At 59.3% G+C, this 14,149-nt stretch carries 13 protein-coding genes; 5 read left to right on the forward strand and 8 right to left on the reverse strand.

Going from position 1 to position 14,149, the window contains the following annotated elements; all coding sequences use genetic code 11:
* Positions 1–3 precede the first annotated feature (3 nt).
* Positions 4–1,068 (reverse strand): ankyrin repeat domain-containing protein, encoded by a 1,065-nt coding sequence (locus V9G17_10895; protein ID MEI2753098.1) that lies wholly within the window; start codon positions 1,066–1,068, stop codon positions 4–6.
* Positions 1,069–1,491: 423 nt separating this feature from the next.
* Positions 1,492–3,147, reverse strand: a complete 1,656-nt coding sequence (locus tag V9G17_10900; protein MEI2753099.1) for an FAD-binding protein — start codon at positions 3,145–3,147, stop codon at positions 1,492–1,494.
* Between the two features lie 203 nt (positions 3,148–3,350).
* Here V9G17_10900 and gcvP point away from each other — a divergent pair, with 203 nt between their 5' ends.
* The 4 genes from gcvP to rbsK are packed head-to-tail and all read left to right on the forward strand — an operon-like array spanning position 3,351 to position 8,813.
* Entirely contained in the window at positions 3,351–6,236 is a 2,886-nt protein-coding gene (gene gcvP, locus V9G17_10905; protein MEI2753100.1) for an aminomethyl-transferring glycine dehydrogenase, read from the forward strand.
* Between the two features lie 7 nt (positions 6,237–6,243).
* On the forward strand, positions 6,244–6,879 hold the full coding sequence (locus V9G17_10910) for a hypothetical protein (protein MEI2753101.1): 636 nt from the start codon (positions 6,244–6,246) through the stop codon (positions 6,877–6,879).
* Positions 6,880–6,912: 33 nt separating this feature from the next.
* Positions 6,913–7,905, forward strand: a complete 993-nt coding sequence (locus V9G17_10915; protein ID MEI2753102.1) for a nucleoside hydrolase — start codon at positions 6,913–6,915, stop codon at positions 7,903–7,905.
* A complete protein-coding gene (rbsK, locus tag V9G17_10920; GenBank protein ID MEI2753103.1) occupies positions 7,890–8,813 on the forward strand; it encodes a ribokinase in 924 nt (307 codons plus the stop codon). Before V9G17_10915 ends, rbsK begins: the two co-directional genes overlap by 16 nt.
* A 51-nt stretch (positions 8,814–8,864) precedes the next feature.
* Here the strand turns inward: rbsK and V9G17_10925 are convergent, their stop codons facing one another.
* Together V9G17_10925 and V9G17_10930 are read right to left on the reverse strand one after the other, a co-directional pair.
* Complete coding sequence (locus tag V9G17_10925; protein MEI2753104.1) at positions 8,865–9,506, reverse strand: hypothetical protein; 642 nt, start codon at positions 9,504–9,506, stop codon at positions 8,865–8,867.
* 99 nt (positions 9,507–9,605) lie between these two features.
* Positions 9,606–10,151 carry a mismatch-specific DNA-glycosylase gene (locus tag V9G17_10930; GenBank protein MEI2753105.1) on the reverse strand — a complete coding sequence of 182 codons (546 nt, stop codon included), beginning with the start codon at positions 10,149–10,151 and terminating at the stop codon, positions 9,606–9,608.
* Positions 10,152–10,396: 245 nt separating this feature from the next.
* Between V9G17_10930 and V9G17_10935 the strand changes: the two genes are divergently transcribed.
* Positions 10,397–10,621 carry a hypothetical protein gene (locus V9G17_10935; GenBank protein ID MEI2753106.1) on the forward strand — a complete coding sequence of 75 codons (225 nt, stop codon included), beginning with the start codon at positions 10,397–10,399 and terminating at the stop codon, positions 10,619–10,621.
* Positions 10,622–10,697: 76 nt separating this feature from the next.
* On the opposite strand, the gene V9G17_10940 is transcribed toward V9G17_10935, so the two are convergent.
* From V9G17_10940 to V9G17_10955, 4 genes are all read right to left on the reverse strand, one after another.
* A complete protein-coding gene (locus V9G17_10940; GenBank protein MEI2753107.1) occupies positions 10,698–11,216 on the reverse strand; it encodes an NUDIX hydrolase in 519 nt (172 codons plus the stop codon).
* A 3-nt stretch (positions 11,217–11,219) separates the two neighbouring features.
* The gene (gene gcvT, locus V9G17_10945) at positions 11,220–12,329 is read right to left on the reverse strand and encodes a glycine cleavage system aminomethyltransferase GcvT (protein ID MEI2753108.1); all 1,110 of its coding nucleotides are present in this window, start codon (positions 12,327–12,329) and stop codon (positions 11,220–11,222) included.
* Between the two features lie 55 nt (positions 12,330–12,384).
* Entirely contained in the window at positions 12,385–12,756 is a 372-nt protein-coding gene (locus V9G17_10950; GenBank protein MEI2753109.1) for an FKBP-type peptidyl-prolyl cis-trans isomerase, read from the reverse strand.
* Between the two features lie 125 nt (positions 12,757–12,881).
* A complete protein-coding gene (locus V9G17_10955; protein MEI2753110.1) occupies positions 12,882–14,108 on the reverse strand; it encodes an FIST N-terminal domain-containing protein in 1,227 nt (408 codons plus the stop codon).
* Between the last annotated feature and the right edge of the window lie 41 nt (positions 14,109–14,149).

The following is a 14,149-nucleotide window of genomic DNA, read 5'->3' on the forward strand; positions in this document are numbered from 1 at the left end:
CGCTCAGCAGGCCGCCTGGTGGCCGAATGCACAGGCCTGTTGCAGTTCTCGCAAGAAACCTTTGCCGTCGCCTTTCGCTTGCCTGATCCGTGCGCGTTCATAATGGGCGCGACCGTTCTGTGGGCGTTGTGTCAGGAATTGGTCCCACAAGGCGATGGCCTCGTCCCACTGCCGGCGCATGGTGTGCACTGAGGCCGCCGCGCGATAGGCTTCGAAGTAGGCTGGGCTGAGGCGGATGGCTGCGTGAAACGCGATGAGGGCTTCGTCAGGCGAGTTCTTTTGCAGCAGTGCCGTGCCGCGATCGAAATAGGATTCGGGATCGTTTGGGTCCAGGTTCAAGGCCTCGGCATACGCGAATAGCGCCTGATCGATCTGCCCTTTTTTCTGGAAGGCCACGCCTTGGGCTCGATGGGCCTTCGCTTGAGAAAATTCTTTGCCCCCATGCGCGAGCAGGAGGGCGATCAGTTCCTGGTCCTCGTCTTGCTGCGCGATCTCAAGGGCGGTCTCTCCATGGCTCTTGATGTTCGCATCGATGCCCTGTTCAAGCAGGGTTTGCGTCGCGACCAGATGGCCTCTCCGTACGGCCCGATGCAACGCTGAATCGCCACAGGTGCACGTCGCGTTGAGATCGGCGCCGTTCGACAACAGCACGGCGATCGTATCGGCATGTCCCTGCTCGGCAGCGGTCAGGAGTGCGGTCAGGCCCTGTTTGGTTCTCGCATTGGGGTTGGCCCCATGATGCAAGAGGACCGTCACCACCGGCGTCCGCCCTCGTTTGGCTGCTTCAAATAAGGCTGTTCGTCCCTTGTCGTTGTATTGGTCGACCGGTGCTCCTTCCTGCAGGAGCGACGTCACGGCAGCCATATCGCCTCGTGCGGCTGCAAGGTGGAGGGGCGTCCATCCGTTGGTTTTCAGGATCAGCGAGGAGAGCGTCAATTCATCGATATCGTAGGGGTCGTGGGTTGCCTTGATTTGGCTAAACATCCAGAAGCCCATTCCAGCCAGCAGCAGGTAATTCAATACACAGGCCAACACAGCCACCACAATGCCGACGAGCCGGCGCGTCATGTCGGTTGCGTCAGGGGCGCTTACTGAGTGAGAGACGGCCAGTTCCTCATCGGCTGCTGACCCGTTGGGGTTGAGTATCAGCAGGTTTGCTTGACACGATGGGCAGGGGAATTCATGTAGGGGTAGACCGGCGGCAGGCGGGCAAGGGGCGATGGCGTGGCAAAAGGGACAGACTACCGTCTGTGTCGAATCCAGCGATGGAGAGAGTGCGAGCGCAGAGGTTGCCGTGCCTGGGTGAATGGTTGCCATGGTAACGAACGACCCTTCGCCCGGGCGTATGGTGGACGGTCCCGTGAGTAGAGTGTTGGTGATTACTGAAAAGGATAGCGCAAAACCGCAGGAGCGCAACCGGCCGAACCGGCTTGGGCTGCCGGTTTTCGGGGTGGTTCGCCTGGGGAGACTTCGGATGCGGAAGACGACGTATTATGCAGGGGGGAATTGCGTAATGGTCACGGGAGTATAGCTTAACCGAGGCCCTTCCGTCTGGCGGTGGGAGAGGGTGTGGCGGAGCCAGGCACTATCGTTTCGAGTGGGGAAGTCGGCCCGGTAGTGGGCCCCGCGGCTTTCTTCCCGGCCGAGGGCGCTCACGACGATGGTGTCCGCGATGTCCAGCAGACACTGGAGCTCCAGGGCCTGAATCAGATCGGTATTGAAGACCCGTCCCTTGTCCTGGACGCACATCTGTTGCCCCCGGACCTTGAGGGCCTGAATGGCGTCTAGGGCCTCTTGCATGGACTGCTTGGTGCGGAAGATGCCGAGATTCAGGCTCATGGTTTTGCCGAGGTCATCCCGGATCTGCCAGGCCCGTTCGGGGCCGGGATTGGTCAGGAGGGTGTGCAGACGCTGTTCTTCTGCTTCCAGGATTCCCGCCGGAACAGCCGGCGGGGCAAGATCGTGGATCGACTCGGCGGCTCTTGTGCCGGCGCGGCGACCAAAGACAATAGTTTCGAGCAGGGAATTCCCGCCTAAGCGATTCGCTCCATGAACACTGACGCAGGCACATTCGCCCGCCGCGAAGAGCCCCGGTAAATCGGTTTCTCCCCAGGCGTTGGTGCGCACGCCGCCCATTTGATAGTGGGCGCCTGGTCGAATGGGAATGGGTGTTTCAATCGGATCGAGCCCTGCGAATTCAAGCGCCAGCTCCCGAATTTGCGGGAGCCGCTCAAGGATGCGGGCACGGCCCAGGTGCCGAAGATCAAGCAGGACACAACCATCTACCCCTCGTCCTTCCTGAATTTCCCGTCCGATCGCGAGAGAGACCGTGGACCGGGTCGCCAACTCCATCTGTTCCGGTGCGTACTGTTTCATGAATCGCTCGCCGAGCGTATTCAGCAAATAGCCGCCCTCGCCGCGCGCGCCTTCGGTGATCAGAATGCCGGTGTCTCTGAGCGTGGTGGGGTGAAACTGGACGAACTCCATGTCTTCCAGGGGGAGGCCGGCACGATAGGCCAGGGCCATGCCGTCCCCGGTGTTGATGACGGCGTTGGTGCTGGTGGAAAAGACGCGGCCGCTTCCGCCGGTGGCAAGAATGACGGCCTTGGCGTGCAGGGCCTGCAACCCTCCGTGGACCAGATCCCAGGCCACGACGCCGCAACAACGGCCCTGTTCGACCAGTAAGGCCGTGACATACCATTCTTCATAGACCCGACAGCGGCGCTTCATTAGCTGCTCGTACATGGCGTGCAGCAGCGCGTGGCCGGTGCGGTCGGCGGCATAACAGGTGCGCGGAAATCCGGCCCCGCCGAACGGCCGTTGGGCGATCCGCCCCTCCGGGGTGCGGCTGAAGATCACACCCATCCGTTCAAGCTCTAGAATGTCCTGCGGCGCCTCCCGGCACATGGCCTCGATCGCATCTTGGTCGCCCAGGTAGAGTCCCCCTTTGGCGGTGTCATAGGCATGGGCTTCCCAAGAGTCCTGCTCGCCGATGGCCGCGTTGATCCCCCCTTGGGCGGCCACGGAGTGGCTGCGGACCGGGTGGACCTTCGAGAGGAGGGCCACATTCAGGTGAGGTGGTGCGGCGATCGCGGCCCGCATTCCAGCGAGCCCGGCCCCGACAATCAAGATGTCATGCGTAATCATGGGTCTTCCTATGCTGATGACTGTTCGGGGCACAATCGGCGTCCCAGAACGGAGATCCATCGTCACTATTACGCTATGGAATTTCGGAAAACAAGCGATGGGCGTTGGCGCTGAACGCTTGGAAAACTCGGCCCTGCATGATAGGTTAGTTCACGCCCCTTCGAATGGACGAGAACGCCAACTTTTAGCAGGATTTCACCCTCATGCCAGAACCCAACTTTCTTGAGCCGAACGATACCTTTGTGCCTCGCCATATCGGCCCGACGGATTCCGACATCCAGGAGATGTTGGCCACGTTGAGCCTGCCGTCGTTGGACGCACTCGTCGAGTCGACGGTCCCTTCCGACATTCGCTTGCAGACCTCCTTGACGGTGCCCTCTCCGCGAGGTGAGCAGCAGGTGTTGGCGGAATTGCGTGGTTTGGCCGGACAGAATCAGGTGTGGCGGTCTCTGATCGGCATGGGCTATTACGATTGCATCACTCCGTTGGTCATCCAACGTAACATTCTGGAGAACCCAGGATGGTATACGCAGTACACCCCGTATCAAGCCGAGATTGCGCAGGGGCGCCTCGAGGCACTGGTCAATTTTCAGACCATGGTTGCCGATCTAACCGGCTTGCCGCTCGCCAATGCGTCGCTACTCGATGAAGCAACTGCTGCTGCCGAGGCGATGACGATGTGTGCGGCCATGTCTCGCGCCGCCGGGCATGAGCGCAAGAAATTCTTCGTCTCTGAAAATTGTCATCCGCAAACCATTGCCGTGGTGCAGACCCGCGCGGAACCGCTGGGTATTGTATTGCAGATCGGTTCGATTCAATCGTTGGACCTTTCCCAGGGCGAGTTCTTCGGGCTGTTGCTGCAATACCCCTCGACGGATGGGTATGTCGGTGACTACAGCGAATTCATCACGCGGGCGCATGCCTCCGGTGCCTACGTCGTGGTGGCGACCGACCTGCTGGCCCTCACGCTATTGCGTTCACCGGGAGAATTCGGCGCGGACGTGGCGATCGGGTCCAGCCAACGGTTCGGTGTCCCGCTTGGATATGGTGGACCGCATGCGGCGTTTCTTGCCACGAAGGAAGAGTTTCGCCGGCAGATGCCGGGCCGGATCATCGGTGTCTCGAAAGATGTGACGGGCCGTATGGCGTATCGCCTGTCTCTGCAGACCCGGGAACAGCATATACGGCGCGAGAAGGCCACCAGCAATATCTGCACGGCGCAAGTGCTGTTGGCGGTCATGGCGGGGATGTTTGCCGTCTACCACGGACCGGCGGGGTTGCGGCGAATTGCGGAACGCATCCATGGTTTGACGATGATGCTGGCAGAGGGATTGCGTCGGCACGGCTGTGTTGTCGGCCTTGAGCCTGTCTTCGATACGCTACGTGTTCCACTTTCGCCGGCCCAATCGGAGACGATTCTGAATCGGGCGCGCCAGCAGAAGATCAATCTCCGGCAGTATGACGACCACAGCCTGGGGCTGTCATTGGATGAATGGAGTACGGTTGCGGAAGTTCAGCAGGTGTTGGCGCTCTTTGTCGGCCACGAGATCCCGGCGGAAGAGGTTCAGTCCATTCTCGCTTCGGTCGATGTGCGGTATCCCGCTCCGCTCGCGCGCACGAGTCCCTATCTGACGCATCCGGTGTTTCACCGGTACCATGCTGAACATGAACTCTTACGCTACATCCACCGGCTTCAATCCCGCGACTTGTCGCTCGTACATTCTATGATTCCCCTGGGGTCTTGTACGATGAAGCTGAATGCCACGGCGGAAATGTTGCCGGTGACCTGGCCGGAGTTCGGGCGCCTCCATCCGTTTGCTCCTTCCGAGCAGGCGCAGGGGTACCGAGTCTTGTTTCAGCAGCTCGAATCATGGCTTGCCGAGCTGACCGGGTTTGCCGCCATCTCTCTGCAGCCCAATGCCGGCTCTCAAGGGGAATATACGGGACTGATGGTCATCCGCGCGCATCATCGGCATCGCGGGGAAACGCAGCGTGATGTCTGCTTGATTCCGGTGTCGGCTCACGGGACGAATCCGGCCAGTGCTTCGATGTGCGGAATGACAGTGGTGTCCGTTGCCTGTGACGATCGCGGTAATGTGGACCTGTCCGATCTCGAAGCCAAGGCGACTCAACATCGCACTCGTTTGGCGGCATTGATGGTCACCTACCCTTCAACCCACGGGGTGTTTGAGGAAGGGATTCGCCGGATGTGCCAGATTGTGCATACGCATGGCGGGCAGGTCTATATGGACGGCGCGAATTTGAATGCGCAAGTCGGGCTTTGTCGGCCGGCAGATCTGGGGGCGGACGTCTGTCACCTGAATCTTCACAAGACGTTCTGTATCCCCCACGGCGGTGGCGGGCCGGGGATGGGACCGATTGGTGTGGCCAGCCATCTGGTGCCATTTCTTCCCGGGCATCCGGTGACCAAACTCGGCGGACCGCAGTCGATTGGTCCGGTGTCAGCCGCTCCCTATGGCAGTCCAAGCATTCTCACGATTTCGTGGGTCTATATTGCACTGATGGGTCGTGAGGGTTTGACCAAGGCCACGCAGGTCGCCATCCTCAACGCGAACTACATGGCCAAACGCTTGGAGAAGCATTATCCCGTGTTGTACAGCGGCTCGCGTGGATTCGTCGCGCATGAATTTATCCTGGATCTTCGTCCACTCAAGGAGGGGAGCGGTGTGGAAGCCATGGACGTGGCCAAGCGTCTCATGGATTACGGGTTCCATGCTCCGACGGTGTCTTTTCCCGTGGCAGGCACCTTGATGATCGAGCCGACGGAGAGCGAGGTGAAGGCGGAATTGGATCGGTTGTGTGACGCCTTGATCGCGATCCGGGGTGAGATTCAGGCGATTGCCGAAGGTCGGCAACCGCGTGCGGGCAATGCACTCAAAAATGCTCCTCACACGGCATGGGCGGTCACGGCGGCCGAGTGGACGAAGCCCTACTCGCGTGAGCAGGCCGCGTTTCCTGCTCCATGGGTTCGGGAGAATAAATTTTGGCCGAGCGTAGGTCGTATCGATGAAGCCTATGGCGATCGCCACCTCTTTTGCACCTGCCCTCCGATGGATCCAGCATCCTAGCCGGTCTGTGGGCAGTGGTTCGTGCGAGGCGGCGGCAGGCCGCCTGCGGTGGGCGCGTACCGTCCTTCAGATTGTTGCCGGCTGTCTTCTGCTCAACGTCTGTGTCTCGTTCGCCGTGTGGGCCGAATCGAATCCTGGCCGCGTGATCGACACACAACCGGATGGGCGTCCGCTCGATATCAATCCTGGCGCCACGTACCGCGCCGGCACCAGGCTCCGAATTCCTGGAACCGACTGGTCGTTCTTGATCCCGGCCGGTTGGCAAAGTACTCGCCCTGAAGATTCAGAGATGCCTTTCCTGACGGCGGAAGAAGGGAAGGGCCTGGGGATGATGTTCCCCCTCACCGATGTCACCCGTGAGACGGTCCGTGACCACCTTAGTCAACCGCTGTCGCTCTTGCACGGGTTATCGTTTATTCCCGCCGGTTCAGAACTGGAGACCGATCGTTCGATTGCTCGGTCGTATCAGGGGGACGACATGGCCGGCCGAGCCTTGGCAGTTCTGGGTCCAGGGGACACCGCGGTCATTTATTTTCTCATGGGGCCACCAGACGAGGCGTCTGATTTTCACTCAGTCCTGGAGCAGCTTGCGGAATCCACCCGATTGGCAGCTTCGGTTCCCGAGCGCGATGTCGGCTTGTAACACGGGTGGATTCCCGTCCCACACCATTTAGGCATGCAGAGACCTTCGCCCACGAAAGTGATTCTCGATACCGATCCCGGAGTCGATGACGCTCTGGCGATCCTGCTGGCGTTGGCCTCGCCGGAATTGGAGGTGGTGGGGATCACGACCGTGTGCGGTAACGTGCCTGTGGGACAGGCGACGAAGAATTTGTTCCGCGTCCTGAATCTCGTGAAGACGCCGCCGGGGTTGTTGGTCGGACAGGGAGCGGCGCGGCCCCTGGAGGAAGATCTTGTGATGGCGACCCAGGTTCACGGAAGCGATGGGCTTGGTGAATTGGACGCTGTGCTGACCGCGGAGGGCGCGCTACGCTACCCTCAAGTCCGCTTGCCGTCTGTGCTCTCGACCGCGCAGGATGTCTGGAGTGAATGTGTTCGTCGATACCCCGATGAGGTCACGTTGATCACGTTGGGCCCACTGACGAATGTGGCCTTGGGACTGAAAGTGAACCCCCTGACGGTTCAGAAGTTCCGTTCGGTCATCGTGATGGGTGGGGCGATCGGCGTCCCCGGCAATATTGCGCCGGCAGCAGAATTCAATATGTATGTGGATCCGCATGCGGCCCATCGGGTGTTTCAGGCGTCGCTTCCCTTGACCCTTGTTCCGCTCGATGTGACGACCCGTGTTGCGGTGACACGCGAGCGCCTGACGACCTGGGCCGCTGAGTCGTGTGACCCGCTTGGTCGAATCACAACTGATATGACGCGCAAGGCATTCGAATTTGCTGAAACGGTTGAAGGCCATGGGCTCTTCTATTTTCACGATCCGTTGGCCGTTCTGGCTGCCGCGGATTCGTCTTTGTTGAAGGTGGAGCCATTCCATGTGGCGGTTGAAATGGTTGGGCGTGTGTCTCGCGGGATGACGGTGGCGGATCGACGCCTACGCAGGCCGGAGGAGAAGATGAGCCCGAATATGCGCGTGGCCGTTGATGTCGATGTTGATCGGGCGCTGCGTCTCTTGCGCAGCCGGCTATGTCCATGGTCCTAGTGGTCGGGTCCAGCAATATCGATCTGGTGGCGTCGGTCGATCGTCTGCCGAACCGAGGGGAAACCGTCCTCGGGTACCATTTTGCCCAATCATTCGGTGGCAAAGGTGCCAACCAGGCCGTAGCGGCAGCCCGCGCCGGCGGGGACGTGACATTTCTCAGTATGCTGGGGGCAGACGCCAATGGACTGTTGATCGAACAGCACTTGGCCACGCAGAGGCTGTCACGCCCGGTCCTTCTTCGCGATGCCGAAGCTCCTACCGGAGTGGCGATGATTCTCGTGGATCACAATGGCGAGAATCAGATCGTGGTTGTGCCAGGGAGTAATGGGCGTCTTACGCCCGCCGCTGTGCAGCAGCATTGTGAGTTGATGGTTGGAGTACGGGTACTGCTGGTTCAAATGGAAATTCCGCTGGAGACCGTTCGTGAGGCGTTGAGCCTGGCCAAGGCACATGGTCTCACCACGATTCTCAATCCAGCTCCTGCCGCTCCGCTACCATCGGATCTCCTGCAATTGGTGGATGTTCTCACGCCCAACGAAACCGAAGCGCATGCGTTGAGCGGTTCGTCGGATCCTGCGGAGGCGGCACGGATTCTGACTGGTCGTGGAGTCGGCACCGTGGTTGTGACCTGTGGCGCAGCGGGGGCGTTGATGATCGGTGGGCACGAAGCAACTCGTATTCCCGGTTATGTGGTCGAGTCGATTGATTCGACGGGTGCCGGCGATGCGTTTAACGGTGTCTTGGCCTGTGCGATGGCTGAAGGGGCATCGATCACGAGCGCAATAGAGAGGGCCAATGCGGCCGGTGCGTTGGCTACGACGGGACGTGGGGCGCAGGAGTCGCTGCCGACGAAAGATGACATCGAGCGGTTATGCCGATCCCAAGCCACGAGGATGGAAACGGCGTGATGGCAGGAAGTCGGAAGCTCTGCTCTCGGCAGCGTGGGGTAAGTAGCCGGCTCAGTTGCCTTTAGCGGCTTGGGCTCGTAGCTGGGAGAGCACCTGCCTCGCTTCAGGAATGAAATCCGCACGCTGAAGGCTTTGCGCGAGATCCAGTGCCTTGGTGGCAAGGGCGATCGCTTCTTCATGTCGCCCATCGGCGCAGTAGCTTTTTGCGAGGCTCAGTCGGGCATTGACGGCCGCCGGTTCCCTGGCAATGACCTGACGCAACAGGGTCTCTCCCTTTTCTTTGTCCCCGCCCATGAACCCCGGGATACGAACCAGAACGGCCCCCCTGGCTGAGAGCGCATCCAGATGGTCAGGATCCAGCTCGAGGGTGCGGTTTAACTCCTTCATCATCCGCCGGAATCCAAAGAGCGAGGTCAGGCTTTCCCCGTCAATCCGCAGTTGCTCACCGAGGTTGCAGAAGAGCGCGAAGTGAGCATCGGGGGATAAGTCATCCTTTTCAATCGCCTGCTCTCCAAAGGCTTGCCCCTGCGCGAAATGTTGAACGCGCTCCGCACGCGTGTGAGCCTGACGGCCCAGCGCACATTCGTGCGTCGCATCGGCGGTGAGTTGTTGCGCCGAGGTGCCTGCGCGAGCCAACTCGGCAGCGAATAACAGGGTGATCGTAAGGCTAAGCGTGAGGCGAAGAGATTTCATGGAATGTCCGTGTCGATGTGTTGGCGGAAAATCAGCGGCAGATTCTACAGCAGGTGCACAGCGGAATTCCATCAGAGGGCACGGCGTGGATGAGGGGCATCAGGAGCGACTCGTGAGGCCGCTCTGGGCCCATGGTGTCAACGTACGAAAGGCTTCCAGCATGGAATGGTAGGGATAGGATGCGTTTCGCCCGCTTGGGTTGGGGAGTAAGACGATTTTTGAATCGTACAGCGTCGCCGGTTGCAGCCCCGGTTTTCGCCTTGTCTGGTTTGGTTCGTGCGGAAAGAGCGTGGGGTACAGTGTGATGCCCAGCAGGGCAACCACCTGGGGACGATACCGGCGAATCTTTCGCATAAGTGTGAGCCGGCCTGCCGCGTAATCTTTTGGTGTGAGACTGTCCATACTCGCTGTCGATCGACTCACCAGGTTGGTGAGGCCCAGCCCCCAGTCCGGAAGTCGCCCGTCGTCTCGGTAGCTCAATGGTTCCGGCACAAGGTTCGCCTCATAAATCAGTTTCCAAAACCGATTCGACGGTCCGGCATAGTGATGGCCAAGTTGGGCGGAGCGTGTCCCCGGATTGATGCCGACAAAGACGATGCTGAGTCCCGGTCGGAGATGGTCTGGCAAAGGAGATTGTTTTGGCATGGGCATGATGGTCGTGGAGAGGTACCTTGCGGCATCAATTGAATCGATCGATGAGGCGGTTTAGTAGCATCCAGACTATTCTGCCACAGAATCGAATTGTGCTTTCTGTAGCATTATGAGGTACTTTGAGGGACATGTCCGAAAAAACAATAGTTTATGGTTGTGCGTCCAGACGGCAAGAACTTTGCTTTATTAAGCATCCGTCGGTCGTTGGTAATCTCAAATCTAACAGGAGGGAAGTCAGAATGAAGAAGATGATGTTGACGGTGATGGCGGCTGCATTGTTGGTTGCGTTCAGCGCTCCTTCGTTCGCCGGTGACGACAAGAAGAAGGAAGAGAAGAAGGGCGGCCACTTCTCCCAGACCCTCTTCGGCGAAGAGAAGAAGAAGGACGAGAAGAAGGGTGGACACTTGTCCCAGACCGTGTTCGGCGAAGAGAAGAAGAAGGACGAGAAAAAGGGCGGCCACTAAAAACAACACCGTTTTCGGCGAGGCTAGCTGGCTTGAGAGGTCTCCCATTTCCAAGGTGGGAGACCTCTTCGGTCTTCTACCGGTGTCGTTCCTGCCGAATATAGACTGCTTGTAGCCCGACGATCGTTTTTCCGTCCCGAATGGTTCCATCCTCAATTTTCGAAATGGCCTCGCGAAGAGGCATTTCCACTACTTCCAGAACTTCGTCCTCATCCAGATTCTGCGTGCCGATCGTCAGGCCTGTGGCAAGGTAGATGTGGATGACTTCATCCGCAAATCCCGGCGCCGTGAAAATGCTGGAGAGGAGTTCAAAGCGACCGGCCTTGTAGCCGATCTCTTCTTCAAGTTCGCGGGCCGCACAGTCGAGTGGGTCTTCTTTCGGATGTAGTTTCCCCGCGGGTATTTCGTAAATAAATCCGTTCGCGGCATGACGAAATTGACGGATCAGCACGACCGTTCCATCTTCTTTGAGGGGAACGACGGCAGAGGCACCGGGGTGGCGGATGACTTCGAGATCGATCGTGTGGCCGTTCGGCAGACGCACCGTATCGACGTTGAGCGTGACTACTGTGCCTTTGTAGATCGGTTTGACCATGCGTTACGGTGTGCCTGAAGGTTTCTTGTAAAATGGTGGCTTCACGACAACGGCGGGGTAAGCCTTGCCTCGAATATCGATCAGAATGGAGGATCCCGGCTGGGCCACAGCCGGCGTGACATACCCCATGCCGATCCCCTTTTGCAGCAAGGGTGACAAGTTTCCACTGGTGACGTCGCCGATCTCGGGATGGGGAGCCTGCGCGCTCAGAATCTTGAACCCATGCCGCGGTACGGCCTTTTCGATGAGTTCAAACGCCACGAGCCGTCGTGTTGCTCCGCGTGATTGTTGGGCAAGTAATTCAGTCCGGCCGATGAAGTCTCCCTTATCGAATTTCACCACCCAATCAGCCCCGGCCTCGATGGGAGTGGTCTCCTCGTTCATGTCGTTGCCATAGAGCAGGTAGGCCATTTCAAGCCGGAGCAAATCGCGAGCGCCTAACCCTGTCGGCTTGATGCCGAGTGGACGTCCCGCTTCGAGGAGCTGAGCCCAAACCTTCGGCGCTCCCTCTGCCGGAAGATACAACTCATATCCCAATTCGCCGGTATATCCGGTCCGTGTCACCAAGGTTGCGTGGCCGCAAAGGGTGGTGTCTAGGCACTGACGAATTTTCAGTGCCGCGAGGTCTGCCAGGCCGGCGGCTGTCAGGATGTCACGTGAGGCTGGACCCTGGATCGCGATCTGCGCAAGGGAGGCTGACTGGTCCTGGACTTTGCAGCCTTGGGCCTGCGCCACCTTCTCATGCAACCACGCCACAATCTTTTCCCGGTTTGAGGCGTTCACGCAAACCAGAAACTCATAGGGCTTCACATGGTAGACGAAGATGTCGTCTTTGATGCCGCCGTTCGAAGCGCAGATCATGGAGTAGTGCGATTGACGCACAGAGAGTTTCGACACATCGTTGGTGGTGATGCGCTGCAAAAACGCCAACGAGCCCGGTCCGGTGACGCGGATGCGCCCCATATGACTCACATCGAACAGTCCGGCATGCCGGCGGACGGTCTGGTATTCGTCCACCACGCCGGAATATTGGATGGGCATTTCCCAGCCTGCAAAGTCGACTAGCTTGCCTTGAGCTTTGCGATGGGCATCGATCAGGGGTGTCTGTTTCATCAGGTGTATCTACCGTCCAAGGTGGTGAGTGAATGTCGACGTCTGTGCAGCGGCCCTACCGGACTTCCAGCAGTTCCACGTCGAAGACGAGCGTGGCATTGGGTGGGATCACACCGCCGGCTCCACGCGCTCCGTATCCAAGTTGCGAGGGAATCGTCAGTTTCCGTTTTCCGCCGACTTTCATGCCCGCGACGCCTTCATCCCATCCCTTGATGACCCTGCCGGCTCCGAGTGGAAAGGAAAACGGCTCCTTGCGGTCGACGGAACTATCGAACTTCGTTCCATTCGTGAGCCAGCCGGTATAGTGCACGCTCACCTGGTTTCCCGCGGTGGCCTCACGGCCTGTGCCCGCCACGAGGTCTACGTATTTCAGGCCTGAATCGGTCGTGATTTCTGGGGTTGGGGCGGTCTGTTCGCTCTCTGCCATGATTGGTCTCCCTATAGTCAGGAATAAGAGTGCCACGATACCGCAAGTCGTCAACCAGAAGCGAGTGGTCATGGAGAAGTCCTTTCCCGGTGTGCGAGTTCGATGGCCTGACGCGCTGATGGAACTCAACGAGTCGAGCGTTGTGTGGTTGATCGACCCGGTTCAGAAAAGATGGCGATGCTTGCCGTATACCCGTGGAGAAAATTCCGTCCGCCGACCGGGCCTAGCTCGCCTTGCGCAAAAAACCCCGCCAACGGAATGGCGCCCAATTGCTCTCCCAGGACAGAGGCGTCATGGTTGGGAACACCGAAGAGCCCTTTCCCGCGTCCGCAACAACTGAAGAGCAGCGCGCCCAGCGGCCGTTGTGATTCATGGAGACGGGACGCGGCGAGTAGCGCGTGGAGGTCCTCGTCGGCGGCCCGGGCGTCCCGGACTTGAAATTGAACGGTTTGCCCTTCCTGGATGACGTCGCCGACGACGATGGCCCCCGTCTGTTGGTCTGCTCCCAGGAGATTGCGGATCAAAAAATCCCCGCGGGTAAATTCCGCGCGGTGTTCATCCATGGCGATGCCGATATGGAGCGCCCGTTGGGCCTGCGCACGTTCATCCATAGAGAGTTGCCCGAAGACGGTCTGCAAGCAATGCAAGGCTGGGATTCCACCGAGTTCTTGAATGATGTTCTGCTCCGCCTTTGTCACGATGAATCGGTCGCCGATCGGCCGACAGCCTTGCGAAATGACGGAGCGAACGGCGATGTTCCCGGAGAGCGCGACACCGACGAGTCCGTCGCTGTACACCTCCTCATCGAGGAATAGTCGATTCTCGGCAAGATCCTGACCGCCTCCTGCCAGCCCGCCAAGTGTTCGAGCCTGCGGATACCGCTCTTCAATGATGCCCAACACGTCCTGCAGTGGGGTGGAGAAGGGATCTGCGAAGAGGAGCATGAGGGGTGCCGACTCGCCCCCGTAGTCTAGTTCAGGCCAGTCACGCAGGGAAAACTGATCGTGGATGCTTGAAAATGACAGCCGTAACGGATGGGCGATGACTCCGGGCAAATGGGCTGCCCAGAGGGTGGCGGCTGGTCCCATTTCAACTTCACGTCCGGTGGCAATAACGCCCTCTCCTGTGCAGCCGACGAGGGTTTCTGGGCCGAGTGCTGTACGAATTGCGTGTGAGAGCGTATCGGCCTGATCCGCATGTTGGGCGGAGATAAACAGGAAGGCGACGTCAATGCGGGAGGACCCCAACTGCTCACGAATGGCCCGGATCAGTTCATCTGCGGCCGCCTGCGCGTCCGCCTGGCGGGTGAGGGCGGATGCAAACCGCAGTGTTGATGGAGGTGTGAGAATCACCGGTAGATCTTTGCCTATAGGATCGGGGTGCGACCTGCCTG

Source organism: Nitrospira sp., assembly GCA_037045225.1.
In the GTDB taxonomy this organism is placed as follows: domain Bacteria; phylum Nitrospirota; class Nitrospiria; order Nitrospirales; family Nitrospiraceae; genus Nitrospira_A.

Bases quoted from the DNA above. Each gene is read 5' to 3' on its own strand.
- V9G17_10895 (MEI2753098.1), bottom strand. From the start codon at position 1,068: ATGACGCGCCGGCTCGTCGGCATTGTGGTGGCTGTGTTGGCCTGTGTA.
- V9G17_10900 (MEI2753099.1), bottom strand. From the start codon at position 3,147: ATGATTACGCATGACATCTTGATTGTCGGGGCCGGGCTCGCTGGAATG.
- gcvP (MEI2753100.1), top strand. From the start codon at position 3,351: ATGCCAGAACCCAACTTTCTTGAGCCGAACGATACCTTTGTGCCTCGC.
- V9G17_10915 (MEI2753102.1), top strand. From the start codon at position 6,913: ATGCAGAGACCTTCGCCCACGAAAGTGATTCTCGATACCGATCCCGGA.
- rbsK (MEI2753103.1), top strand. From the start codon at position 7,890: ATGTCCATGGTCCTAGTGGTCGGGTCCAGCAATATCGATCTGGTGGCG.
- V9G17_10925 (MEI2753104.1), bottom strand. From the start codon at position 9,506: ATGAAATCTCTTCGCCTCACGCTTAGCCTTACGATCACCCTGTTATTC.
- V9G17_10930 (MEI2753105.1), bottom strand. From the start codon at position 10,151: ATGCCAAAACAATCTCCTTTGCCAGACCATCTCCGACCGGGACTCAGC.
- V9G17_10935 (MEI2753106.1), top strand. From the start codon at position 10,397: ATGAAGAAGATGATGTTGACGGTGATGGCGGCTGCATTGTTGGTTGCG.
- V9G17_10940 (MEI2753107.1), bottom strand. From the start codon at position 11,216: ATGGTCAAACCGATCTACAAAGGCACAGTAGTCACGCTCAACGTCGAT.
- gcvT (MEI2753108.1), bottom strand. From the start codon at position 12,329: ATGAAACAGACACCCCTGATCGATGCCCATCGCAAAGCTCAAGGCAAG.
- V9G17_10950 (MEI2753109.1), bottom strand. From the start codon at position 12,756: ATGGCAGAGAGCGAACAGACCGCCCCAACCCCAGAAATCACGACCGAT.